The sequence below is a fragment of the Nocardioides sp. BGA-UO-ETr-FS32 genome, assembly GCF_059567905.1.
Genome location: NZ_JCAQOX010000014.1, coordinates 364048 through 387514, shown reverse-complemented (window position 1 = coordinate 387514; position 23467 = coordinate 364048). Strand labels below are relative to the sequence as shown.

Genomic DNA, 23467 nt, shown 5'->3' with positions numbered 1-23467 from the left:
CCGCCCCTCTCCTCGGCGGTCGAGGCCTACATCGCCCGCGCCAGGCTCCTCCGCAGCGACCAGCCGCCGAGCGCGGCGAGGACGAACGCCATCGCGGCCAGGACGCCGAGCTGCGGCAGCACGTCGAGGAGCCCTCCGTCCCGGCGCTGGATGTCGGCCAGCGCCTCGTAGGCCCACGCGTGCGGGGTGACCCGCGAGATCGCCCGCATCGTGTCGGGGAACAGCTCCAGCGGGAACATCGAGCCGCCGAGCGCGGCGAGCACGAGGCCGAAGCCGATCCCGGCGCCCGCTGCGGCGCCCTCGTTCTCCAGCAGCGTGCCGAGGAGGATCGCGGCCCCGGCGGCGACCAGGCTGAAGAGCAGCAGGACGAGCAGGGCCAGCGGCAGGTTGCCCCAGTCCACGCCGAAGATCAGGCTGGTCGCCACCATCAGGTAACCGCCCTGGAAAAGCGCGATCGCCCACCGGCCGACGATCTGGCCGGCGACCAGCTCGCCCGCCGTCATCGGTCCGGCGAGCATCCGGGAGACGACGCCGAGCCGCCGGGCCTGGATGAGCGTCGCCGACCCGCCGAGGCAGGCGAGGAAGGTGAAGAGCAGCAGCTGCCCCGAGGCGCCGAACTCGAACTGCCCCATCCCCTCGAACTCCTGGCTCAGCCGGTCGACGCTCGTGACCTCCAGCTCCGGCGCGACGACCTGCCCCTCGGCGGCCTGGACCGCTGCGGCGGCGCGGTCGGGCGGTACGCCCGCGTCCTCCAGCGCGAGGAGCCTGCCGCGGTCGGCGCGGAGGGAGTCGACCGCGACCCGCACCTGCTGCTCGACGACCTGGGCGTTGCCCGACGAGCCGCGCACGACCTCGAGCGTCACGGCCTCCCCCACGTCGTACGCCGTGGCTGCCGCCGCGTCGACCCGTACGGCGGCGTCCAGCCGGCCACGGGCGAGCAGCGCGAGGGCGTCGTCCCAGGCGGGGTCCGAGACCACGACGTCGTCGTCCTCGAGCCGCTCGACCAACGCGGACCGCAGGTCGGAGCCGGTGCCGCTGACGGCGACCCGCCCCGAGGTGGCGCCCTCCCCGAACTGGAGACCGATCATCAGCACCAGCAGCAGCGGGAAGACGAAGACGAAGAACAGGTTGGAGCGGTCGCGAAGGAAGAGCCGCAGCTCGGTGCCGGCGACCACGATCGCGTTGGTCACGACAGCACCCCCCGGTCCGGCACCAGTCGCGAGACGACGAGCATCACCGCGACGAAGCCCAGCATGATCGCGACCGGTACGCCGATGTCGCCGAGCCCGCCGCCACCCGAGGTGGTGCCGAGTCCGCGCAGCAGCGCCGCGACCGGGTTCAGGTCGAGCACCCGGGAGAGGGAGCCGGTGGCGCTGATGGGGAAGAACGCCCCGCCCCCGATGCCGAGCACCAGGGCGACGATGGAGGTCGCGATGCTGGCCTGCTCGCTGGTGCGGGCGACCCGCACGATAAGGAACATGACCGACGTCCCCGCCGCGGTCGCGCACAGCACGAGGGCCGCGACAGCCGGTGGGGAGCCGAAGTCCGCGTCGAAGAGGTAGCCGCCGAGCCCCAGCAGGATCGCCGTCGCGACGGTCCCGAGCACGAAGCTCACCAGCGCCTTGGACGCCACGATGACCCAGCCGGGGATCGGCATCGACCGCAGCCGCGCGAGCGTGCCGGACTCGCGGTCGACGAGCAGGCCGGTGACGCCGAAGCCGACGGTGAACAGCAGGAACAGGCCCGCCTGCCCCGCCACCAGGGCCGCGCCCGCGTCGAGCTGCTCGTCGGAGGCCTCGCCGCGCGCGAGGTCGTACGCCGGCCCGCCCGTCGTCGCCTGCTCGACGAGCGCCGGGACGTCGGTCATCGCGACTCCCTCGGCCAGGCCGGCCCGGGCGGTGACAGCGCCGGCGGCGACCTGCCCGAGGAAGCCGTCGACGACGGACAGCACGATGTCGGCCTCGAGTCCCGCCTCGTCACCGCGTACGGCCTCGACGGTGACCGGTTCGCCGGCTCGTGCGGCCGACCCGAACCCGTCGGGCACGAGCAGCGCGACGGCCGCGTCGCCGTCCTCGACCTGTCGTCGGCCGGCGGCCTCGTCGACCTCCTCGACCGTCACGTCGAGCTCGTCGGCACCGTCGAGGGAGCGCAGGACGTCGGTGAGCACGGCCGCGAGGTCGTCACCGGCCGGGGCGCTGACGGCGACGGTCAGGGGCTTGATCTCGATGTCGTCGGCCTGGCTGAAGACGAGGTTGAAGACCGACATCAGTGCCATCGGCACGACGAGGGCGAAGATCAGGACCGACTTGTCACGCAGTCGTTGCAGCAGGTCGGAGCCGGTGAGGGCGAGCAGCTGGCGCACGTGTCGCCCCCTAGTCCCTCAGGCCCTTGCCGGTGAGGTGCAGGAAGACCGATTCGAGGTCGGGCCGCGAGATCTCGACGTCGGCGAGGGTGACGCCGCGCGAGGCCGCCGTCCCCACCACCTGGGCGACCAGCGCCGGTGCGTCGCGGACGGTGAGGATCGCGGTGCGGCGCTCGGCCTCGACCCGCTCGACGCCGGGGATCCGGCGCAGCTCCTCCGCCGCGCCGGCCAGGTCGCCGGTGCCGCCGAGCCGGATCGTGTCGACGCCTCCGGTGAGCCGGATCAGCTCGTCGCGCGTGCCCTCGGCCTGGAGCCGGCCGGAGTCGATGATGCCGATGCGGTCGCAGAGCCGCTCGGCCTCCTCCATGTAGTGCGTCGTGTAGAGCACCGCCATCCCCTCGCCCGACAGCGCCTCGACGGACTCGAGGATCGCGTGTCGCGACTGCGGGTCGACGCCGACGGTCGGCTCGTCGAGGATCAGCAGCGTGGGCCGGTTGAGCAGGCCGATGCCGATGTTGAGGCGGCGCTTCATGCCGCCGCTGTACTCCTTGCTGCGGTCCTTCGCGCGGTCGGCGAGGCCGATCAGGGTGAGCACCTCGTCGACGCGGCCCTTGAGCTCGGCGCCGCGCAGGCCTTGGAGCTTGCCGAAGAGGGCGAGGTTCTCCCGCCCGGTCAGGTCGGGGTAGATCGCGAGCTCCTGCGGGACCAGCCCCAGGTGGCGCTTCGGCTCCGTGGTCCGCGGCGTCATCGGCAACCCCGCGACCGTGACCGTCCCCGCGTCGGCCGCGATCAGCCCCGCGACCATCGAGATCGTCGTCGTCTTCCCGGCCCCGTTGGGTCCGAGCAGTCCGTACGTCTCCCCCGGCGCGATGCGGAAGGACACCTCGTCCACCGCCGTCAGGTCTCCGAACCGGCGGACCAGCGAGTCCACCACCAGCACGTCGTCCGTCATCTGCACCCCTCCCCGTCGCCCTCAACCTAGGGAGCGGGCACCGGAGGGAGCAGGGCCAAACGTCATGGATCAGGGGCCTTCCGGCCGTCGCGTGACCGGTGATCCGGACTACCGTCGAAGCATGGCCCTCAAGCGGCGCTCCGACGGCACGTACGTCGGTGACCTGCCGCCGCTGCGCCGCGTCGTCCCCTACCTCATGCGCACCCGCACGGAGTCCCTCGTCTACTTCACGCAGCGGATCGAGGTCGACGGCCTCCTCGCCTGGCTCGACGAGACCAACACCGGACGTCCCCGCGACGAGCGCGTGACTCTCTTCCACGTCTTCCTGACCGCGATCGGGCGCACGATCCGGTTGCGCCCCCAGACGAACCGGTTCGTCGCCGGTCGCCGCACGTACGAGCACGACGAGATCGCCGTCTCGTTCGTCGTCAAGCAGGGCATGACCGAGGAGGCGGAGGAGTCCGAGGCCCGGATCGTGCTGACCGGCGAGGAGTCGGTCGAGGACGTGCGCCGCCTCGTCGACGGCGTCGTACGCCGCGAGCGGGCCGCCGTCGAGCGCGGCGGCGACGACCGGCTGGTCGACTTCTTCGCCTCGTGGCCGCGGCCGGTGCTGTCCGGCATCGCCGGCGGGCTGCGGTGGCTGGACTACCACAACCTGATGCCGCGCAGGCTGGTCGAGGCGATCCCGCTCTACACCAGCGTGTACGTCGTGCACGCAGGCTCGATCGGCATCGACCCGCCCTTCCACCACCTCTACGAGACCGGCACCGCGAGCGCCTTCGTCGCGATCGGCCGGGTGGCGCCGCAGCCGGTGGTCGACGAGTCCGGTGCGGTCGTCGCGCGGCAGTGCGTCGACGTCGCCTACACCCTCGACGAGCGCGCGACCGACGGCTTCTACTTCGCCAAGACGTCCGAGGTGATCCGTCGGCTGGTCGCGGAGCCGGAGCTGCTCGCCGACCCGTCCCTCACCGTCGAGCAGATCGTCCCGGTGTGGCCGCCACGGCGATGAGCTCCCTCCTGCTCCGGCGCGCCCCGGGGCTGCGAGGCGTGCTGGTCGAGGTCGGCGTGGTCGGCGTGGCGCTGCTCGCCAATCTGCTGGCCCGCCGGTTCACCCTCGACGACCTCGACGTCGCGCTCGCCCACGCCCACTCGCTCCTGTCGCTCCAGGAGTCGCTGCACCTGGACTGGGAGCACGCGGCCCAGGACTCCGTCGAGGCCGTGCCGTGGCTGGCGACCTTCGCCTCCTGGTTCTACGTGTGGGGCTACCTGCCCGTGGTCGCCGGCTCGCTGGTCGTGCTGTTCGTACGCCGTCCCCGCGAGTACGCCTTCCTGCGCAACGCCCTGCTCGCCGGCGGCGTGGTCGGGCTGCCGGTGTACGCCTTCTGGCCCCTCGCCCCGCCCCGCCTCACCGACCTCGGCTACACCGACACCATCGCCTCCACGGCGATCGACGCTGCCGCCCGTCCGGTCGGCGTCGCGAACGAGATCGCCGCGATGCCGAGCTTCCACGTCGGCTACCTGGTGGTCGTGTCCGTGGTGGTGTGGCGGCTGTCCCGGTCCCCGCTTCTCCGGGCCTGGTGCGTGCTGCACCCGCTCGTCATGTGCTGGGTGGTGCTGGCCACCGCCAACCACTGGGTGCTCGACCTCCCGGCAGGCGTGCTGCTCGCCCTCGTCGGGCTGGGGGTGGCGCGGTGGCTGGAGTCGTCTGCCCGGGCCCGCGAGGGCCGAACGGCCCTGTCAGCGGGTCGCGCGTCCGCCTAGCGTCGATGACGAGGGAGGCCACCATGGCTGATCGCAAGGGCAGCAGCACCACGGGACAGGCGGGCAACGCCATCTACGGCATCGGCATGTTCGGTGCGTGGGTCTACTTCTGGATGCAGGCCGACGGCTTCTGGCAGCACGTCCTGGCGATCCTCGAGGGGATCGTCTGGCCCGCCTTCGCGGTCTACCACGGGCTCGACGCGCTGGGCGCGTGACCGACCCGGGCGACCGCACTACGAGGCGGCGGCTCGCCAGAACGCCTCGAGTACCTTCGCCGAGTCGGGGCCACCGAGCTCGACCTGGGTGAGGACGATCGACACGGTGCCGGCGAGCGGGTCCACGTACGCCGCGGTGCCGGTGCCGCCGACCCACCCGTAGCGGCCGAGGACGTTCCACTCGTGGAGCAGCTCGATGTCGACGCCGCCGCCGAACCCCCAGCCCTGGCCGTCGAGGAAGAACCCGCCCAGCCCTCGCTGCCGTGGTGTCGTGTGGTCGGTCATCATCAGCCGCACCGACTCCGGTCGCAGGAGGTCGCCGCCGTCGGCCAGCAGCATCCGCCCGAAGGACAGCCAGTCGTCGGCCGTGGTGACGAGCCCGCCTGACCCGGACGCGAAGGCGGGCGGGCGGACGAAGCAGCCGTCGGGCTCGTCGCGCACCCGGAGCGCGCCGTCCTGCCAGCCGTGGAGCGTGGTGAACCGTCCGCGCCTGTCGGCCGGGACGTGGAAGCCGGTGTCGCCCATGCCGAGCGGCTCGAGCAGGCGCTCGGCCATGGTGTCGGCGAGGCTCTGACCGGCCGCCCGCGAGGCGAGGACGCCGAGCACGTCGTACGAGGTGTTGTAGGTCCAGCCCTCGCCCGGCTGGTGCATGAGCGGGATCTCCGACAGCCGCCGCATCCACTCGTCGAGCGCGGGCACGTCGCGGATGTCGCCCGCGCCCTGGCCCAGCTGCTCCACCAGCAGCGGCGTGACGGCCGACTCCCACGTGCAGAACCCGTGCCCCGCCGTCCCGGTCAGCAGGTGGCGCGCGGTGATCGGCCGCGCGCACGGCACCGTGTCGTCGAGTGGGCTCTCGAGCTCGCGCAGCACCCGCGGTTCGGCGAGCTCGGGGAGCAGGTCGCGGACCGGCGCGTCGAGGTCGATGCGTCCGTCCTCGACGAGCAGCATCAGCAGCGCGGCCGTCAGCGGCTTGGTGATCGATGCCGCCCGGACGATCGAGTCGCGTGCCATGGGCGTGCCGCTCGAGCTCTGCGTGCCGAGGGTGACGACCTCGACGTCGTCGCCTCGCGCGACGAGCGCGACCAGGCCCGGGACGGCACCGGAGTCGACGTACGGTCGCAGCGCCGCCTCGAGGTCAGGCATGGGGCGACGCTACCGCTCGTCCCAACTTGGGTATTCCCGTACGAGGCCAGCGGTGGCAGTGTGACGTGGATCACACCCACTCGGAGGTCCACCATGCGCCGTCTCCTGTCCGGATCCGTCGTCGCCGTCGCCGTCGCCGCGCTGGGAGTGGGCCTGGCTCCGCCCTCCTCGACCTCGCCGCCCACCGCCGCCCGGAGCGCCCCGCGGGCCGACCAGCCGCTGGACGCCTACACCGCGAGGGACGTCAGCGCCGGGCAGCTGCGTACGCTCGCCCGCCAGGGCTACGACCTCCACGAGGCGCACCCGACCGGTGACACGACCCGCGTCGACCTCGTCCTGACGAAGGACGAGGCCGAGCGACTGCGCGGGCAGGGCATCGACGTGCGTCTGGCGCGCGTCAAGGGCGGCCAGACTGTGCGGCAGTTCGCCGCCGCGCAGGCCGAGTTCGGCTACAACGTGTGGAAGTCCTACGACGAGGCCGGCGGCTACCACGACCAGCTCACCACCATCGCGAGGGACTACCCCGGCGTCACCAAGCTGGTGAAGCTCGGCACGACCTACCAGGGCCGCGACATCCTCGCACTCAAGATGACCCAGGGTGCCCGCGGCCAGAAGGACGGCTCGCGCCCGGCGGTGATCTTCAGCGCCACCCAGCACGCGCGGGAGTGGATCGCTCCGGAGATGGTCCGTCGGTTGATGTACACCTACCTCGAGCGGTGGGAGGCCGACGACGAGCCGACCAAGAAGCTCCTCCAGAGCACCGAGCTGTGGTTCGTGCCGGTGATGAACCCCGACGGCTACGAGTACACGTTCACCGACGAGAGGTTGTGGCGCAAGAACCTGCGCGACAACAACGGCGACGGCGTCACGCAGGTCGGCGACGGTGTCGACCCCAACCGCAACTACCCCTCCCACTGGGGCTACGACAACGAGGGCTCCTCCGACATCCCCTCCAGCGAGACCTACCGCGGCCCCTCGCCCGCCTCCGAGCCGGAGACCCAGGCAGGGATCAAGCTCTTCAACACGGCCAAGGCCGAGTTCATGGTCAACTACCACTCCAACGGCCGCTGGCTGCTCTACAACGACGGCTGGCAGATCGGCACCCCCACCGCGGACGACCCGATCTACCACGCCCTCTCGGGCAACCTCGACGAGCCGGCGATCGACGGCTTCCACCCGGGCCTGTCCTCCGACGTCCTCTACATCACCAACGGCGAGATCGACGGCTACGCCCAGGAGGCCACCGGCACCCTGGCCTGGACCCCCGAGCTCTCTCCCGGCTGCCCCGGGTGCGGCTTCGTGTTCCCCGACGACGAGCAGCTGGTGGCCGAGGAGTTCGAGCGCAACCGGCCGTTCGCCGAGTCCGTGGCGGAGTCGGCCACCGACCCGGACGACCCGAAGTCGGTGCTCGGCATCAAGACCAAGCCGTTCCACCTCGACACCGAGGACGCCTACAAGTCCGGCCTGCCGGCGGTGAACCTCAGCTTCGAGAAGTCGTACGGCGACCCCCAGACCGTCGCCGTGCTCGCCAAGCGGAGCCTCGGCGCGGTCACCGCGAAGTGGAAGGTCAACGGCGGCCCCACCCAGTCGGGCCCCACCACCGAGTGGACCGGGGGTGAGCGCTTCGGGATGACCTCGACGCACTACCACCAGGTCCGCGGCACGGTCACCGGCACCGATCCCGGCGACACCGTCGAGGTGTGGTTCGAGGGTGGCGGCGAGAGCAGCGAGTCGTTCACCTACGAGGCGGTCTCCGAGTCCGGCAACCGGGTCCTCGTCGTCGCGGCGGAGGACTACACGGGCGCCTCGCCCAACCAGACGCCCGGTCCGCACTACCTCGACTACTACCTCGATGCCCTCGACGCCAACGGTGAGGACGCCGACGTCTACGACGTCGACGCCCAGGGCCGTACGGCTCCCGATGCCCTCGGTGTGCTCAGCCACTACGACGCGGCCGTCTGGTACACCGGCGACGACATCGTGACCCGCACCGCCGGGCGCGCCGGCGGCAACGCGGACCGGCTCGCGCTCGACCAGATGTACGAGTTCCGCGCCTACATGAACGAGGGCGGCCAGGTCATGTACACCGGCGACTGGGCCGGCGCGCAGTACACCGGCGCAGGTGTCGGCACCCAGCTCTACGACCCGCAGGGCGAGATCGCCTGCAACCCGCTCCCCGCCGGGATCGACCCGCGTCGGTGCCTGCGGCTGCGCGGCTCGGGAGACAGCACCAACGACGTGCTGCAGTACTGGTTCGGCGGTTACCTGCAGATCGCGGGCGACGGGCACGACGAGAACGGCGACGTCTACGACGTGGCCGGGGTCGACGCCCCCTTCGCCGGCGCTAGCTGGGCGATGAACGGGCCGGGCTCGGCGGACAACCAGGACGCGACCTCGTCGTTCATCTCGACCAGCGGCATCCTCCCCGTCGATGAGTTCCCGCAGTTCGAGAGCTGGCCCTCTGCCCGCTGGGACAAGCCGGGCGGACCGTTCGACCCGCACACCGGCGACCAGTACGTCTACAGCCAGCTCGCCGACGTGTCCTACAAGCGGCTGACCAGGACGGTGGACGTCCCGGCCGGCGGCGGCACCCTCGACTTCTGGACGTCCTACGACACCGAGGGCGACTGGGACTACGTGTTCGTCGAGGCGCGTACGCCTGCTGGTGACGACTGGACGACGCTGCCCGACCTCAACGGCCACACCTCGCAGGAGACCGGCGACAGCTGTGCCGCGGGCTGGCGCGAGCTGCACCCGCAGCTCGACCACTACCAGACGCTGGACGAGGCCTCCGGGACCTGCTCGCCGAGCGGCGAGACCGGCACGTGGCACGCCGCGTCCGGCAACTCCGCCGGCTGGCAGGAGTGGAGCGTCGACCTCGGCGACTGGGCCGGCGGCCAGGTCGAGGTGTCGATCACCTACGCGAGCGACTGGGCCACCCAGAACCTCGGCACGTTCGTCGACGACGCGACCCTGCCCGACGGTTCGTCGACCTCGTTCGAGTCCGGTCTCGACGGCTGGGAGGTGTCCGGTGCTCCTCCGGGCAGCGCCGCCAACGGCAACGACTGGATCGTGACCGACGCCAGCGGGTTCCCCGTGGGCGCCGCCGTCTCGACGCCCGACTCGCTCCTGATGGGGTTCGGGTTCGAGGGCATCGCCACCCCCGCGGAGCGCAACGAGGTGATGAGGAGGGCGCTGGAGCACCTGCTGGAGTGAGCCGCCGGCCTCCCACCGGCTGTCAGGCAGGGGCGAGGACGTCCATGCCGAGCGACGTCGCCGCCTCCGCCATGCGCAGGTCGTAGGTGATCACCGACTCGACCTCGAGGCGAATGGCCGCGGCCAGGTGCAGGGCGTCGGGCGACCGCAGGCCGGCGCCGGGGAGCAGGCCTGCCTCGGTGAAGAGGGGCGGCGGCAGCTCGTGGACGTCGACGCCCCGCAGCAGCTCGCTCACGGCTCGCTGGGTCAGGGCGGGCTCGCGTGCCACGACGCGACGCAGCTCGGTCTCGAGCAGGAGGCACGCCACCAGCGTCGGCCTCCGACGACGGAGCTCATCCGCGAGCGCGTCAGACTCCGCCTCCTCCACCAGGAGCTTCAGCGCACCGGAGGTGTCGAGGTAGCACCGGCTCAACGATCGCCCCGGAGGTCGTCGAGGTGCTCTGCCGTCGACCTCGACGCCTCCACGCGTGGGAGTGCCGTGACGTCACACCCGGGCACGGCCGATCGGACCCGGCGAAGGTCCGAATCGGGCACCGGAGCAAGGCGTGCGACCGGACGGCGAGGTCATCCGGCCGCCCGGCACGTCTCGGCGAGGTCGAGGAGCAGCCCACGTGCGGGCTGGTGCACCAGCGCGGCCCACCGCGCCCACACGTCGTACTGGCCCTCGCGGACGAGCAACCGCCGCGCGTCGGACCGGGTGCCGGGCTGGAGGACCGCCGCCGCGACGTGGGGAGCGTCGGACTCCTGCAGGGTGCCGTCGACGGCTCGTCGCAGGACGCGGAAGGCCGCACGAGGGATCTCGTCACGGCCGGCACGCAGCTGGGCGGTCACGCGTTCGAGGTCGGCGGGCGGCGTACCGACCCGGAGCAGGTCGATGCTGGGCACGTCGGTGACCAGCTCGAGGTCGGTGCGCATGAAGTGACGCTCGACGAGCCTGCCCTCGTCGAGGGCCTCCTTCACCCGCAGCCATGGCTTCGGTGCTGCCGCCACGTCCCGGGCCACCTGCTCCGGTACGGCGATCGGCGGGCTGTCGAACATGGGGAGGTCGTCGACGCCACTCGGCACCAGTCGCCCCAGGACCCATCCCGAGTCGCCTGCGTTCGCCCGGGCGCCCAGGTCGAGCACCTCGGTCCACGAGTCAGCGGCCAGGTCCTCGACGCACAGGCGCCCCTGGGGCAGGGGCGGTCCGACCAGGTAGCCGCCCAACGGTGCGCCCACCCAGGACCGTGCCAGCGCGCTGCGCTCGGCGAGACGACCCGTCGCGAGCTCGTCCACGAAGCGAGCGAGCCCACCCAGCTCGTGGACGAGGAGCTGGTGGAACAGCCACGACTCCGAGGCCACCCATGAGGCCACCTTCACCGGGTCGCCGCCGTTGGCGTGGCAGTCGGCGAGCTGGTCGTCGTGGACGGTCTCGAGGACGTACGTCAGGGCGAGTCGCTGGATCTTCCCCGTCTCCGTGTCCTTGTCCTCGCAGCGAATGGCCTGGTAGGCGATCCAGCGTGCCCAGACCCAGTCGGGGAGGTCGTCGCCGAGCGAGGCGAGCTGGGTCAGCAGCACGTTGTGCCGGCTGCGTTTCTTGAAGGCGGGGACGGATGAGTGCAGCTCGAGCGCACGGGCGGCATCGCCGGACCGCTCGGCGGCGAGTGACTGCGTCACGAGGTCGAAGTGAGCGGCGGTCATCCGGTCGGCGACGCGCGGCAGCCGGCGAAAGCCGGGAGTGGGGTTCCGAGACATGACTCCAGCCAAGGCCGGTGCGGTCAGCCGCCACAAGCAGCTGATGCAGATCTGTGGACAACCCGCAGCCCTGTGGAGACTCGTTCGCCAGACGCCTTCGACAGAGGCAGGCTCGGCGTCATGTTCGAACCAGTACTCACGACCCAGACACAGGTGGAAGACGCGTGGCGCGAGCTCATGGGTCCGTGGAGCTTCGGCCGCCACAGCGTCTGGATGATGCTCGTCGTCGACGATCGTCCCTTGCCCCAGCTGACCGAGATCTCGGAGTGCGAGGACCCGCCCGACGCCGCCCACGTCGACGGCCTCGCGGAGATCCTGCTCATGCTCGACCGCGAGGTGGCACCCGGCGTACGAGTCGCGTTCCTCCGGTCCCGGCCGGGGAAGGGCACGATCACCGACACCGACCGCGCCTGGGCGAGGAGCCTGTACGCCGCCGCGCGCCGCGCCTGCGTGCCGTGCGAGGTCGTGCACCTCGCCACCCGCGGCGAGATCCGTCCCATCCCGGCCGACGTCGTCGGGATCCGGTAGTCGCCTGGCTCCGGCGTCCGCCCTCGGGGTGTTGCGTCGCGCCGGCTGCGGGACCACCGTGGAGGCATGGCTGTGACGAGCTTCCAGGACCTGCCTCTCACCGACCGCGACCACGACTGGGACGGCGCCGCCGCCGAGAAGCGGGTGCGCGAGTGGGCCGGGGCAGAGGACGAGCCCAACGAGAAGTACCGCGACGCCCACGTCTGGTACGACGCGGACAAGAAGGACAACTTCACCGCCTACAAGCTGTTGGTCGCCGACGTGATCGACGGTCGACTGCGCGCCGTCCCGCGCGGGGTCATGGCGGCGGGGAACGTGATGTCCGGTGGCCGCGGCGGCGTCGACCTGCCCGCCGAGGACGTCGACCGGGTCAAGAGCCATCTCGCGAAGTACTACGCGAAGATGGGTGAAGAGGCCCCGTGGGAGCGCGACTGAGCGCGAGCTCGTCGCCGTCCCGGCTGGCCGACCGCGCCGTCTCGCTCCTCGCCCATCCGGGGCGGGTGGTGCTCGGCGTCGCCGGCGCACCGGGCGCGGGCAAGTCCACGCTGACCTCGCAGTTGCTCGAGCGGCTGCGCTCCGACCTCGGTCCGGACTCCGTCGGGCACCTGCCTATGGACGGGTTCCACCTCGCCGACGTCCAGCTCGATCGGCTCGGGCTCCGTGACCGCAAGGGAGCGCCGGAGACATTCGACGTCGACGGCTACGTCGCGGCCCTCCAGCGGCTGCACGACGAGCCCGGCCGGACCCTGTACGCCCCCGGCTTCGAGCGCGACCTCGAGCAGCCGATCGCCGCTGCCATCGCGATCCCGTCGTCCGTGCGGCTGGTGGTCACGGAGGGCAACTACCTGCTGCTGCCCGACGGCGGGTGGGAGCGCGTACGCCCGCTGTGCACGGAGGTGTGGTTCGTGGAGGTGGACGACGACGTACGCCGCGACCGGCTGGTGCGGCGGCACGAGCGGTTCGGCAAGCAACCGGCCGCGGCGCGGGCATGGGTCGAGCAGGTCGACGAGCCGAACGCCGCGCTGGTGGCGTCCACGCGGGGCTCGGCCGACCTCGTGGTGAATGCCGACTCCATCGCTGGGTGAGGTGCTACCCGATCCCCGCCGGCAGCACGGCGTACGTCGTGGCGCGAGCGAGGCGGGCGTCGACGGTCAGCACCCGGGTGCCCAGCTCGTGCGCGAGCTCGACATAGAACGCATCGGCCACCCTCAGCCGCGACTGCCGCTTCCACGCCCCGGGCAGCAGGGTCGGCAGCTCGTGGCGTACGAGCGGGGCGTCGGCGAAGGCGCTCACTGCGCGACCCGCCGCGGCCCTGCTGATCGCGCCGGCACGATGCAGGCGAGCCAGCGCAGACGCGACCTCGACGTCCACGTGAGCCGGCGCGTGCAGCCGGTGGCCGGCGAGCGCCGCGGCGCTGCCAGTGGCAGCAGCGCCACCGATGACGAGGTCGACCAGCACCGAGGCATCGACCACCCAGCTGTCAGCCGGCGGCACCGAAGTCGTCCCGAACCTCGTCGAGCGCGGCCAGGACGTCGTCGACGGCGACCTCGGTCGACCGTCGGGGAGCGAGAGCCGCGAGCCAGGCGTCCGTCTGCTCGACCGCCAGCGCGGCGGCGATGGCCTGCTGGGTCAGCGCCGACACGTTGAGGCCCGCCTCACGACTGCGAGCGGCCAGCTCGTCGGGGACGTAGACATTGATCCGGGCCATACACACACGCTACACACCTCGTTCTCATCCCGCATCGAGTCGTCCGTGGACGTCGAGCACCGCGAGGTCGGCGGCTGCGAGCCCGGCGGCCCAGCCCTCACCGTTGCTGACGCTCGCCGACCTTCCGACGGTGTGCGGCACCAGCCGTTCGAACTCCTCGGCGACCTTGACCTCCTGCGAGCGCAGCACCGGGAGCAGGTCCACCTCGCCCGCGCGGGCAGCTGCGACATTGGCGGCGGCCAACCGCTGGCCGATGCGGGTGGCGTAGGCGGTCAGGAACGACTGGCGGAAGGACCTGGTGCGGGTGGTCCCACCTCGGTCGGAGCGTCGTCCGTGGCGCAGCATCGTCGCGTCGGCCTGGACCAGGAGCGAGGTGACCAGCAGCTCGACCGCGTCCAGGTCGTGCGCCGCTCCCACGACCACGCAGAAGCCCCACCGCTCGGCGCTCGCGGCACGGCACCGGTTGGCCGACGCCACGGCAGACACGAGCGCCGTCTTGGCCCGCACATAGGGCGCATCCAGCCAGAGCCGCCGGACCTGCAGGTCGCTCCGGTCCCGGGCCGGCCCCTCGTCCACCAGCCGGTCCAGGGCATATCGAGAGATCAGCTCCTGGGCCTTGGCGGACAACGCCTCGGCCTCCTCGTCGAACTCGGTGGACTCCGCCTTCGCCAGCAGTGCGCGCACCCGTGCGAGCTTGGGATGCTCGGTGCCGTCCTCCGGACGAGTGGCGGCAACGGCGTCGGACAGCAACGGCGTGTGGGTCAGCAGCGCGGCCAGCCCCAGGGCCGACGGCAGGGCTTCGCTCGCGCCGAGCAGCAGCGCGGGCTGGGAGCCGATCCGGTCCACCGCCGACTGCCATGCGTGACCGCGCGGGTGCTGGCGACAATCCTCGTGCAGCGCGGCGGCGAGGGGCGGGACGTACGCCGGGCTCAGGTTGCGCCGGACCAGCTCGGCCAGGTCCGCAGGCGACCAGCCGCCGTCGGCCACGGCCTTGACCACCCGGAGGAGGAGGTCGCTGACCACGATCTCGACCACGTGGCGCGGGTGCGGCGCGACGCTGGCGACCAGCCGTTCCGCGACGCTCACCAGCTCGGCGCCGGCGAGCCGCTGCCGGCCCAGGCGGCGTACGGCGGCAAGCACCTTGGCCTCGACGAGGTCGTACGCCGTCTCGGCGTCCCAGCTCTCGGCCCCGGGCGGGTGAAAGCCGCCCTGCGCTCCTGTCTCGTGGCGATCGCGCGCCTGCTTGCGCTGCCTCGCCGCCCTGCGCTTCCTGTTGTTGACGCCCATCCGGGTCCCCCTTCGTTGTCGGCGGACGCTACGACTGGCCGCCGACATCGGCATGCCGATGGGTGGAGGTCATCCACAGGTCCGGCTGCCGTAGCCCGGGCAGGACCCTTCGCCCCGCATGCCGGGCCCGACGCCCCTGCAAGTCCCCGGGTTCGAGCGCAACCTCGAGCGGCCGATCGCGGCTGCAGACTCCATCGCTGGCCGAGGAGCGAGCGAAGCAAGCTCCAGGACCACTCGACGAGGCCAGCCTCGCTTCAGCTTGTTCGCGTTGATCGACGGTCGCCCCCGTCGGTCTACGTCCGCCTGGCGAAGGTGACCTTGTTGTCGGCGTGGATGGTCATCGCGTACTGGGAGTCGTGGGCCAGGCGGTGGTGGCGCGGGCAGAGCAGCCGGCCGTTGGTCAGGTCGGTGAGTCCCCCACGGGACCAGGGGTCGTCGTGGTGGGCGTGGCAGCCCGACGCTGAGGTCTCGCACCCGCGGGCGGTGCAGCCGCGGTCGCGCAGCCCGAGGGCGATGCGCTGGGCCTTGGTGAACAGCCGTCGCAGGCGCCCCATGTCGAGGGGCTGGGAGTCGGTGCCGAGGACGACGGGGATGATCCCGGCCTCGCACGCGAGCCGGCGTGCCTGCCCGGCGGACATCCGCGTGCCGTCGTCGAGGAGCGCGGTGGCGTGCTCGGCCAGCAGGTCGGTGAGGGTCATGGTCACCACCACGGTGGCGTTGACCCCGGCGGTCTGTGGTGTGGCGTCGGTGGGGTAGCGCTCGACGTACTCGATGAACGCCTCGCCCAGGCGGCGGCGCAGCGGCTTCCACCCGCCGGTCTCCTCACGCAGCTCGGCCTCGGTGTGGCGGGCCGGGTTGGCCAGTGCGAGGAGGTGCCGCTTGAGCATCTTGCCGATGTGGGACGGCAGCACGAAGCTGCCGCGGCAGCGTCCCTCGCCGTCGTCACTCATGCTCAGCTCCACCGTGGCCGCGGCACGGGCCTCCTCCGCCGCGAGCGCGGCCGCCTCGTGGGACTCCCCCACCTCGGGGGCGACCACGTCGAGGATCCGCTTGCCGATCTGCTTGAGCTCACGCGCGTCGTGCTTCTCGGCCAGCCCCAGCAGCACCGTCTCCGCGGCCTCGCGCGTCTGCGTGTCGACGTGGGAGGGGAGCGCGTCGACCGCCGCGGTGATCACCCGCGCCTGCTCCGTCCGCAGCCCACCGGACGTCAACGCCGACGCGACCCACGGGTGCTGCTCCAGCGCCCGCCCGAGTGCGAGGTCGCGGCGCGCCTCACGCTGCGTGGCCCGGGTCTGGACCGCCAGCCACGCCGCCGCGTCACGCAGCCCGTGCGCGTCAGCCACGTCACCCGAGGCCGCCAGCACCCGCGCGGTCAGTGCGTCGAGCTCCGAGCGCACGGAGGCCAGCGCCGTCAGCGCGGCCTGCTTCTCCCCCACCGACATGAACCCCGGCTCCACCGACGCGACGTCCTTCAGCGCACCGTCGAGGACCGCGGCACACGCCACGACCGGGTGGGGCTGAGCCTGGTGCACTGGGCCATCTCCTCGAGCACGTCACGAACACCCACCCGCTCCCGGGGTGGTGCGGTGAGACGTGCCGGCCCATTCGCCACGGTCGCCATCCGTGAGCCGCACCAACGGCATCCCGCCAGCACCACGACGGGTTCTATGGATGACTGTCCCGACCCCCAGATCCTCGTCGCCTCAGACGGGACCCGTTCCGGATCGGCGTGCTACGCACCATCGTACACCTGTTCGAATACCACGGCAAGTGCCGCACGCCCTCGCCACCGCGGCCGCGGAGATCACCGCGGTCTACACCAAGCGGGGCAGGACCTTCGCCCCGCACCCGGGGCCCAACGCCCCTGCCGGCCGACCCGCGACACGACGACCCTCGAGGTGGAGCCAGCTGCTCCCTCGGCGCATTCCGCGCCGCACCCAGACCACAGAGGAGCACGCCATGAAGGCTGCCGTCGTCCCCACCCTCGGAGCACCGCTCGAGATCCGCGACCTGGCCGTACCCGCGCCCGGTCCCGGCCAGGTGCTCGTCCGCATCGAGACCTGCGGGCTGTGCCACACCGACATCCACGCGGCTCGCGGCGAGTGGCCGGTGAAGCCCAAGGACCAGCTCGTCCCCGGACACGAGGGCGTCGGCATCGTCGAGGCCGTCGGCGAGGGCGACCTGCCCGTCGCGGTCGGCCAGCGCGTCGCCCTGCCGTGGCTCGGCCAGGCCTGCGGCCACTGCCGCTACTGCGTGGACGGCTGGGAGACCTACTGCACCAGCCCGTCCTACATGGGCTACACGATGGACGGCAGCTACGCCGAGTACGCCGTCGCGTGGGCCAGCCACGTCGTACCCGTCCCCGACGGCGTCGACCCGATGGACGCGGCGCCACTGACCTGCGCCGGCGTGACGACGTACAAGGCGCTCAAGGTCGCGAACCCCAAGCCGGACGAGACGTGCATGGTCGTCGGCATCGGCGGCCTCGGCCACCTCGGGCTGCAGTACGCGCGCATCTTCGGCACCCGCACCGTCGCCGTCGACGTGCACGACGACAAGCTCCAGCTGGCCAAGGACCTCGGAGCCGACCACGTGGTCGATGCGCGCGGCGACCAGGCGGCGCAGCTCGCCGACCTGGGCGGCGTCGACATCGCCCTCGTGACGGTGCCGTCGCCTGCCGCCATGCGCGCCGCGCACGCCGCCCTCAACCCCAACGGTCGCCTCGTCCTGGTCGGCCTGCCGGCCGACAACCGCCTCGAGCTCCCGGTCTTCGAGACCGTGCTCAAGGGCATCTCGATCATCGGCTCGCTGGTCGGGACCCGCAACGACCTCGCCACCTGCTTCGACCTCCACGCCCGCGGGCTGACCCGCGTCGTCACCGAGAGCCGGAAGCTCGACGATGTCAACGCGTGCTTCGAGGAGGTGCTGGCCGGGGAGGTGCCGGCGAGGCTGGTGTTCGACATGCGGTGACGCGTCTGGTCGCGGTTTCCGACGACCGTCTGCTGCGTTTACCTGGTTGAACGCTGCGTTCAGGCCCCTGAACACCTGAACCCCTTCTCCCGTGGCGGCCCCCACCACACCCTTGGTGAGGGCTCGCCCGCAGGGGGCGGCCGGCAATCGTGGGGAAGGCAAGTCATGCAACGAACGCACAGGGGGACCGGGGGGTCCACAGGAGCGAGCTCGTGGGGACGCCGGGCGCTCGCGCTGGTCAGCGCGAGCGTCCTGGCAGTGCTCGCGGTGCCCACCGCGGCCCAGGCCGACACCGTGTCGAACACCATCGTCGCAGGCGGCAGCCCGAGCGTGGTCGCAGGCGACACGACGTCGATCGGCTACACGATCGCCAACCAGAACAATCGCGACGGCGACGTCCAGAACAGCTGCAATCCCGCGGACTCAACGCCCGCCAGGCTGACCGTGGTCACGCCTGCGGCCGTGACCGTGACTCCGGCCTCGCGCGAGTACACCAACTGCACGACGCAGTACTTCGACTTCTCCTCCGCGATCCCGGGGACCTACGCGATCTCGGTGTCGATCAGCGACGCCGGCACGGGCACGTACGTCACGAGCGGCGCGAGCTTCACCCTGACGGTCACCAAGCCCGCCGTCGTGAACACGGCACCGACCGTCGCCATCTCCAACGTGGTCAACGGCTCGTCCTACGAGTTCGGCAACGTGCCGGTCGCACGCTGCAACGTCACCGACAAGGAGGACGGCAACAGCTCCTTCGACGCCAGCCTGGCGGCCATCACCGGCCCGCGCGCCGCCGAGGGCCTCGGCAGCCAGACCGCGTCCTGCGACTACACGGACGCCGCCAACGGCGGCGGCCTGAACGCCAAGGCCTCCGCCACCTACACCATCGTCGACACGCGCAAGCCGCTGGTCACCGCGGTGGCGCCTGACCCCGTCGAGGCCACCGACGCCCTCACCCCGGTCGAGTTCGCCGCGAGCGCCTACGACGCCGTGGACGGCGTCCGCCCGGTGGCGTGCACCACGCCCGCCGGAGCGTCGTACGCCTCCGGTGCCGGATTCCCAGTCGGCACCACGACGCTCTCCTGCTCCGCCACGGACAAGGCCGGCAACACCGGCACCAGCGACCCGTTCGACGTGGTCGTGCGTGACACCACGGCCCCGGTGGTGACCACCTCGGCGAACCTCGTCGTCGGCAACGACGACGCGACCGTGAGCTACGAGGCCGCCACCGCCAGCGACCTGGTGGACGGCAAGGTCGCGGCGAGCTGCCTGCCGGTGTCCGGCACGACGTTCGCACTCGGCACGACCGTCGTGACCTGCACGGCGACCGACCAGGCGGGCAACGAGGGCACCGAGACGTTCACCGTCGATGTCCAGGACGTGACCAAGCCGGTCGTCACCGTTCCGGCGAACCGCACCGTGGAGGCGACCGGTCCGACCGGCGCCACCGTGGACTTCGCCGCGGCCACCGGCGAGGACGACGTCGACGGCGCGCTCGTGGTGCGCTGCAGCAAGGGCGCGGGCTCGGTCTTCCCGCTGGGGGAGACGACCGTGACCTGCTCCGCCACCGACAAGGCCGGCAACACCGGCGACAGCTCCTTCACGGTGACGGTCGAGGACACCACGGCACCTGCCGTGCAGGTCCCGGCGGACGTCACGACGGAGGCGACGTCGGCCGCCGGGGCCCCGGCCACCTTCTCCGGCTCGGCCAACGACGCGGTCGACGGTGCCGTGAGCACCGATTGCGACCCGGCCTCGGGATCGACCTTCGGCCTGGGCACGACCACGGTGACCTGCTCGGCGACCGACGATGCCGGCAACACGGGCGCGGAGAGCTTCACCGTGACCGTCGTCGACACCACCGCTCCGAGCGTCCAGGTCCCGACCGACGAGGTCGCCGAGGCCACCGGCCCGACCGGCGCCAAGGTCGCCTACGGCGACGTCAGCGCCAGTGACCTCGTCGACGGCCCGATCAACCCGAGCTGCACCCAGTCCTCCGACACCGTCTTCGCGCTCGGCACCACCACGGTGACCTGCACGGCGATCGACGCGGCCGGCAACAAGGGGTCGAAGTCCTTCACCGTCACGGTGCAGGACACCACGCCGCCCGAGGTCCAGGCGCCCGCCAACCTGGTGACGGGGAACGACTCGCCGACCGGCGCGGTCGTCGCCTACACCGGCGCTGGAGCGAGCGACCTGGTGAGCGGCGTCCGCCCGGTGGCGTGCTCACCGGCCTCGGGGAGCAGCTTCCCGATCGGGATCACCACCGTCACCTGCAAGGCGACGGACGCCGCCGGCAACACTGGCACGGCCACCTTCACCGTCGAGGTGCAGGACCAGACCAAGCCGGTCGTCACCGTCCCGGCTGACTTCACCAAGGAGGCGACCGGACCCGGCGGCGCCGTGGCGACCTACATCGGCGTCACCGCCTCCGACGACGTCGACGGGCCGCTGACCGCGACCTGCAGCAAGGCGTCCGGCTCGGTGTTGCCGATCGGCACGACCACGGTCACCTGCTCGGCGAAGGACAAGGCCGGCAACCTGGGTGACAACACCTTCTCCGTGACGGTGGAGGACACCACAGCACCGAACCTGACGGTGTCGACCGCCCGGACAGCCACGGCCACCTCGGCGAACGGCGCGGCCGTGACCTACTCAGCGCCGTCCGCGAGCGACATCGTCGACGGCGCCGTGGAGGCCACCTGCGACAAGGCGTCCGGCAGCATCTTCCCGCTGGGCAGCACCACCGTGACCTGCACGGCGACGGACAGGGCCGGCAACACCGGGACGGAGACGTTCACCGTCACGGTCACTGCGGCCTGGTCCGGGATCCTGCAGCCGGTCAACACCGACGGCAGCTCGATCTTCAAGCTGGCCAGCACCGTCCCGGTGAAGTTCCAGCTCACCGGCGCCAGTGCGGGCATCACCAACCTGCAGGCGAGGCTCTACCTGCAGAAGCTCGGCACCGTCCCCGCCGGCAAGGAGGTCGAGGCGATCTCGACCTCCAGCGCCACCACCGGCAACCTGTTCCGGTACGACACCACCAGCGGCCAGTACGTCTTCAACCTCAACACGAAGACGCTGTCCGCCGGCACCTACCAGCTCAGGGTCGATGTCGGTGACGGTGTGCTCCGCACGGTCAACATCTCGCTGAAGTAGCGGAGGCTCCAGCGCTCGGAGTTGCCTCCAGACCACGACAGTGGGCTGGAGGCAGCTCGGGCGACACCGGACCGAGGGAGGAAGTCATGGGTGTCGTGCCGTCGCCGCGCCGGCTGGTCAGCTGCCCGTCCTGGTGCGTGCTCGACCACGGACGTCTTCCCGGGGAGGACGACGCGGTGCACGTCAGCGGCGCGCTGATGGTGCGTCACGCGGTCCTGCGGTTGTGCCAGCCGCACGACCCGGGCACCGCCGTGCGGGAGGGGCCGTACGTGCTGGTCGGAGCGGAGGCGTACTCGCTCCACGAGGCCGAGGCCCTCATCGACGCGCTGACCCAGCTGGTCGACCGCGCCGCGGACCTCACTCCCCCCGCAGGACCTTGAAGGCGCTCGCGCGGTCCTTGACGCGCAGCTTGCGCAGGACACTCGACACGTGCACCCGCACGGTCGTGGGCGAGAGGAAGAGCCGCTGGGCGACCTCGTCGGTGGAGAGCCCGTCCCCGAGCAGCTCCATCACCTCCCACTCGCGCCCGCTCAGCCTCGCCGAGGCGCGGGACCGGCGCACGAACCGCGGCGTGGCCGGCGAGCGGAACTCCTCCATGATCCGGCTGACCATCCGTCGCGAGAGAGGGGACTCCCCCTCGAGCGCGCTGCGGAGCTCGTCGACGAGGACAGCCGGGTCGGTGTCCTTGAGCAGGTAGCCAGAGGCGCCCGCTCGCAGCGAGTCGAAGAGGTCGGCGTCCTCGGCGGAGGCGGTGAGCATGACGACCGCGGTGCCGGGCAGCGTGCGGGCGATCTCCCGGGCGGCGGTGATGCCGTTGCCCGGCATGTGGATGTCGAGAAGCGCGACGTCGGGTCGGTGCTCGGTGGCCAGCGCGACCGCCTCGTCCGCCGATGCGCCCTCGCCGCAGACGACGCATCCGCCGGCCTCGAGGGCCTCCCGGATCCGCGTGCGCATGCGGGCGTGGTCGTCGGCCATCACGACCCGGATGGGCTCCTCGCTCACCAGGTCACCTCCACCGAGGTGCCGCGGCCGGGCTCGGACGTCACGGTGCAGGCCCCCGGCAGTCCTTGGGCACGCTCGCGCATGCTCGTCAGCCCGTAGCCGTTGCCGTACGCCGCGGTCGCCACGTCGAAGCCGCGACCGTCGTCCTGCACGACCAGGCGGCCGCCCGCCGGCGTCGCCTGGAGCGTCACGCGGACGCAGTCGGCGCCCCCGTGCTTCAGGGCGTTGCCGACGGCCTCGCGGACGATGCGGGCGAGCCCGTGCCGCTGGTGCTGGTCGGCCTGCACCGAGTCGTCGAGCTCGACCACCACACGGGCACCGTGCCGCTCGGCGACGTCGCGGGCCGAGCGGTGCAGGGCATATCCGAGGGGCTCGTCGGCGTCCCGGCCCAGCGCCTCGACCGCCGCCCTGGCCTCGTCGAGCGCCCGGTCACTGGCGTCGAGGATCGACTGCACGGTCGGGGCGTCCGCCGCGCCCCGGGACAGCACGCGGGCCTCTGACTTGATCCAGCTCAGCTCCTGGACCACGCCGTCGTGCAGCTCGCGCGCGAGCCGGCGCCGGTCCTCGACGACCGCGAGATCGGCGCGCGCCGCCCAGTAGCCGCGGATCTCACGGGTCGCGCCCACGAGGAGGCACGCGTACCCGGCAGTGCGCAGCAGGTCTCCGGTGTAGAGCCAGCCGGAGTAGAGCGAGGGGAAGAGGAGGTAGTTGACCCGCGCGAACCCGAGGAGCGCGCAGCCCGGTCCGAGCCAGCGCAGCACCTCCTCACCCCGCTCCCGAGCCTGTCGGGTGAACTGCAGTGACGCGAAGAGCAGGCACGCGGCGCCCAGCGCCTGGGCAGCGAGGAACACCGGGTGGCCGTCGATGACGGGACGCTGCGCCGACTCGGGAGGCGTGGCGGTCACGGCCACCGGCAGGTCGTTGCGCAGAACCCAGACGAGTGCCACCGCCGCCGCTGCCCCCACCAGCGCGACCTGCGACCCGCGGACGACCTGCGTCCGCGTCAGCGACCTCGCCGGGGCTACGGCCGCGACTGCGACCAGGATCGCGGCCGTGGTCCTGAGGGTGACGGGCAGCCAGACGCCGAACGTCTGCCGGGCCGGCTCGGCGAACCGGCTGGCCGAGAGGGCGACTCCCAGCGCGACGACGGCCAGGAGCACCAGGCCCACGACCAGCAGCAGGTCCTGCAGACGCTGGGTCCGCCGCAGCCGCCCGACGAGCAGGTAGGCCAGCAGCAGCGCGATGCAGGCGTCGACCGAGTCGAGCACCAGGTGCAGCTCCGGACTGTGGTAGCCGAAGCGCAGGTACGGCGTCCCCAGGATGGCTGCGGTGCACGCCGCACCGGCCGCCCAACCCGCAGCCGTCAGCACGGGCGCTCTCCGCGGCGCCACACGGGTGGTCGTGCCCCCCACAGGCATGCGCGCACTGTA

Annotated in this window: 22 protein-coding genes; 10 read left to right on the top strand and 12 right to left on the bottom strand. The window is 72.1% G+C overall.

Features of this window, described 5'->3' with window-relative positions:
- Positions 1–26: 26 nt before the first annotated feature.
- Genes AC57BS_RS11705 through AC57BS_RS11695 form a run of 3 tightly spaced genes read right to left on the bottom strand, consistent with a single transcriptional unit; the run spans position 27 to position 3314 of the window.
- Positions 27–1190, bottom strand: coding sequence for an ABC transporter permease (locus AC57BS_RS11705; protein ID WP_496411617.1), 1164 nt, complete (start codon positions 1188–1190; stop codon positions 27–29).
- Complete coding sequence (locus AC57BS_RS11700; RefSeq protein WP_496411616.1) at positions 1187–2362, bottom strand: ABC transporter permease; 1176 nt, start codon at positions 2360–2362, stop codon at positions 1187–1189. The genes AC57BS_RS11705 and AC57BS_RS11700 overlap by 4 nt, the downstream gene beginning before the upstream one ends.
- Before the next feature lie 10 nt (positions 2363–2372).
- The gene (locus tag AC57BS_RS11695; protein WP_496411615.1) at positions 2373–3314 is read right to left on the bottom strand and encodes an ABC transporter ATP-binding protein; all 942 of its coding nucleotides are present in this window, start codon (positions 3312–3314) and stop codon (positions 2373–2375) included.
- Positions 3315–3435: 121 nt separating this feature from the next.
- Here AC57BS_RS11695 and AC57BS_RS11690 point away from each other — a divergent pair, with 121 nt between their 5' ends.
- From AC57BS_RS11690 to AC57BS_RS11680, 3 genes are read left to right on the top strand one after another with little or no spacing between them, the layout of a single operon-like run.
- Positions 3436–4323 (top strand): 2-oxo acid dehydrogenase subunit E2, encoded by an 888-nt coding sequence (locus AC57BS_RS11690; protein WP_496411614.1) that lies wholly within the window; start codon positions 3436–3438, stop codon positions 4321–4323.
- The gene (locus tag AC57BS_RS11685) at positions 4305–5075 is read left to right on the top strand and encodes a phosphatase PAP2 family protein (RefSeq protein WP_496411613.1); all 771 of its coding nucleotides are present in this window, start codon (positions 4305–4307) and stop codon (positions 5073–5075) included. Before AC57BS_RS11690 ends, AC57BS_RS11685 begins: the two co-directional genes overlap by 19 nt.
- 23 nt (positions 5076–5098) lie before the next feature.
- On the top strand, positions 5099–5290 hold the full coding sequence (locus tag AC57BS_RS11680) for a hypothetical protein (RefSeq protein WP_496411612.1): 192 nt from the start codon (positions 5099–5101) through the stop codon (positions 5288–5290).
- Positions 5291–5308: 18 nt separating this feature from the next.
- Here the strand turns inward: AC57BS_RS11680 and AC57BS_RS11675 are convergent, their stop codons facing one another.
- Positions 5309–6433, bottom strand: a complete 1125-nt coding sequence (locus AC57BS_RS11675; protein ID WP_496411611.1) for a serine hydrolase domain-containing protein — start codon at positions 6431–6433, stop codon at positions 5309–5311.
- Positions 6434–6526: 93 nt separating this feature from the next.
- On the opposite strand from AC57BS_RS11675, the gene AC57BS_RS11670 reads away from it, so the two are divergent.
- Complete coding sequence (locus AC57BS_RS11670) at positions 6527–9649, top strand: M14 family metallopeptidase (protein WP_496411610.1); 3123 nt, start codon at positions 6527–6529, stop codon at positions 9647–9649.
- Between the two features lie 22 nt (positions 9650–9671).
- On the opposite strand, the gene AC57BS_RS11665 is transcribed toward AC57BS_RS11670, so the two are convergent.
- Positions 9672–10061: a type II toxin-antitoxin system VapC family toxin gene (locus AC57BS_RS11665; RefSeq protein ID WP_496411609.1), complete on the bottom strand. Its 390-nt coding sequence runs from the start codon at positions 10059–10061 to the stop codon at positions 9672–9674.
- A 152-nt stretch (positions 10062–10213) separates the two neighbouring features.
- A complete protein-coding gene (locus tag AC57BS_RS11660) occupies positions 10214–11383 on the bottom strand; it encodes a hypothetical protein (protein ID WP_496411608.1) in 1170 nt (389 codons plus the stop codon).
- A gap of 120 nt (positions 11384–11503) precedes the next feature.
- Here AC57BS_RS11660 and AC57BS_RS11655 point away from each other — a divergent pair, with 120 nt between their 5' ends.
- The 3 genes from AC57BS_RS11655 (at position 11504) to AC57BS_RS11645 (ending at position 12996) form a co-directional block, all read left to right on the top strand.
- The gene (locus AC57BS_RS11655) at positions 11504–11911 is read left to right on the top strand and encodes a hypothetical protein (RefSeq protein WP_496411607.1); all 408 of its coding nucleotides are present in this window, start codon (positions 11504–11506) and stop codon (positions 11909–11911) included.
- Positions 11912–11977: 66 nt separating this feature from the next.
- Entirely contained in the window at positions 11978–12346 is a 369-nt protein-coding gene (locus AC57BS_RS11650) for a hypothetical protein (protein ID WP_496411606.1), read from the top strand.
- Positions 12331–12996, top strand: a complete 666-nt coding sequence (locus AC57BS_RS11645; RefSeq protein ID WP_496411605.1) for a nucleoside/nucleotide kinase family protein — start codon at positions 12331–12333, stop codon at positions 12994–12996. Before AC57BS_RS11650 ends, AC57BS_RS11645 begins: the two co-directional genes overlap by 16 nt.
- A gap of 4 nt (positions 12997–13000) precedes the next feature.
- On the opposite strand, the gene AC57BS_RS11640 is transcribed toward AC57BS_RS11645, so the two are convergent.
- The 4 genes from AC57BS_RS11640 to AC57BS_RS11625 all read right to left on the bottom strand — a co-directional run bounded on the left by AC57BS_RS11640 (position 13001) and on the right by AC57BS_RS11625 (position 16438).
- Positions 13001–13405, bottom strand: coding sequence for a type II toxin-antitoxin system VapC family toxin (locus AC57BS_RS11640; protein ID WP_496411604.1), 405 nt, complete (start codon positions 13403–13405; stop codon positions 13001–13003).
- The gene (locus tag AC57BS_RS11635; protein ID WP_496411603.1) at positions 13392–13619 is read right to left on the bottom strand and encodes a type II toxin-antitoxin system CcdA family antitoxin; all 228 of its coding nucleotides are present in this window, start codon (positions 13617–13619) and stop codon (positions 13392–13394) included. The genes AC57BS_RS11640 and AC57BS_RS11635 overlap by 14 nt, the downstream gene beginning before the upstream one ends.
- Positions 13620–13643: 24 nt before the next feature.
- Complete coding sequence (locus AC57BS_RS11630; protein ID WP_496411602.1) at positions 13644–14906, bottom strand: DUF2786 domain-containing protein; 1263 nt, start codon at positions 14904–14906, stop codon at positions 13644–13646.
- Between the two features lie 293 nt (positions 14907–15199).
- Positions 15200–16438: an HNH endonuclease signature motif containing protein gene (locus AC57BS_RS11625; RefSeq protein WP_496411601.1), complete on the bottom strand. Its 1239-nt coding sequence runs from the start codon at positions 16436–16438 to the stop codon at positions 15200–15202.
- A gap of 427 nt (positions 16439–16865) precedes the next feature.
- Here AC57BS_RS11625 and AC57BS_RS11620 point away from each other — a divergent pair, with 427 nt between their 5' ends.
- The 3 genes from AC57BS_RS11620 to AC57BS_RS11610 all read left to right on the top strand — a co-directional run bounded on the left by AC57BS_RS11620 (position 16866) and on the right by AC57BS_RS11610 (position 21415).
- A complete protein-coding gene (locus AC57BS_RS11620) occupies positions 16866–17876 on the top strand; it encodes a zinc-dependent alcohol dehydrogenase (protein WP_496411600.1) in 1011 nt (336 codons plus the stop codon).
- Positions 17877–18041: 165 nt separating this feature from the next.
- Positions 18042–21035 carry an HYR domain-containing protein gene (locus tag AC57BS_RS11615; RefSeq protein WP_496411599.1) on the top strand — a complete coding sequence of 998 codons (2994 nt, stop codon included), beginning with the start codon at positions 18042–18044 and terminating at the stop codon, positions 21033–21035.
- Positions 21036–21121: 86 nt separating this feature from the next.
- Entirely contained in the window at positions 21122–21415 is a 294-nt protein-coding gene (locus AC57BS_RS11610) for a DUF6907 domain-containing protein (protein ID WP_496411598.1), read from the top strand.
- Here the strand turns inward: AC57BS_RS11610 and AC57BS_RS11605 are convergent.
- Positions 21393–22037 carry a response regulator gene (locus AC57BS_RS11605; protein WP_496411597.1) on the bottom strand — a complete coding sequence of 215 codons (645 nt, stop codon included), beginning with the start codon at positions 22035–22037 and terminating at the stop codon, positions 21393–21395. The two genes, AC57BS_RS11610 and AC57BS_RS11605, sit on opposite strands and share 23 nt — an antisense overlap.
- A complete protein-coding gene (locus AC57BS_RS11600; protein WP_496411596.1) occupies positions 22034–23455 on the bottom strand; it encodes a sensor histidine kinase in 1422 nt (473 codons plus the stop codon). The genes AC57BS_RS11605 and AC57BS_RS11600 overlap by 4 nt, the downstream gene beginning before the upstream one ends.
- Positions 23456–23467: the final 12 nt, after the last annotated feature.

Excerpts from the sequence above, each read along its gene's own strand:
- AC57BS_RS11675 (WP_496411611.1), bottom strand. The coding sequence starts at position 6,433 with ATGCCTGACCTCGAGGCGGCGCTGCGACCGTACGTCGACTCCGGTGCC.
- AC57BS_RS11650 (WP_496411606.1), top strand. The coding sequence starts at position 11,978 with ATGGCTGTGACGAGCTTCCAGGACCTGCCTCTCACCGACCGCGACCAC.
- AC57BS_RS11655 (WP_496411607.1), top strand. The coding sequence starts at position 11,504 with ATGTTCGAACCAGTACTCACGACCCAGACACAGGTGGAAGACGCGTGG.
- AC57BS_RS11610 (WP_496411598.1), top strand. The coding sequence starts at position 21,122 with ATGGGTGTCGTGCCGTCGCCGCGCCGGCTGGTCAGCTGCCCGTCCTGG.
- AC57BS_RS11670 (WP_496411610.1), top strand. The coding sequence starts at position 6,527 with ATGCGCCGTCTCCTGTCCGGATCCGTCGTCGCCGTCGCCGTCGCCGCG.
- AC57BS_RS11635 (WP_496411603.1), bottom strand. The coding sequence starts at position 13,619 with ATGGCCCGGATCAATGTCTACGTCCCCGACGAGCTGGCCGCTCGCAGT.
- AC57BS_RS11660 (WP_496411608.1), bottom strand. The coding sequence starts at position 11,383 with ATGTCTCGGAACCCCACTCCCGGCTTTCGCCGGCTGCCGCGCGTCGCC.
- AC57BS_RS11615 (WP_496411599.1), top strand. The coding sequence starts at position 18,042 with ATGCAACGAACGCACAGGGGGACCGGGGGGTCCACAGGAGCGAGCTCG.
- AC57BS_RS11600 (WP_496411596.1), bottom strand. The coding sequence starts at position 23,455 with ATGCCTGTGGGGGGCACGACCACCCGTGTGGCGCCGCGGAGAGCGCCC.
- AC57BS_RS11695 (WP_496411615.1), bottom strand. The coding sequence starts at position 3,314 with ATGACGGACGACGTGCTGGTGGTGGACTCGCTGGTCCGCCGGTTCGGA.
- AC57BS_RS11680 (WP_496411612.1), top strand. The coding sequence starts at position 5,099 with ATGGCTGATCGCAAGGGCAGCAGCACCACGGGACAGGCGGGCAACGCC.
- AC57BS_RS11690 (WP_496411614.1), top strand. The coding sequence starts at position 3,436 with ATGGCCCTCAAGCGGCGCTCCGACGGCACGTACGTCGGTGACCTGCCG.
- AC57BS_RS11620 (WP_496411600.1), top strand. The coding sequence starts at position 16,866 with ATGAAGGCTGCCGTCGTCCCCACCCTCGGAGCACCGCTCGAGATCCGC.
- AC57BS_RS11630 (WP_496411602.1), bottom strand. The coding sequence starts at position 14,906 with ATGGGCGTCAACAACAGGAAGCGCAGGGCGGCGAGGCAGCGCAAGCAG.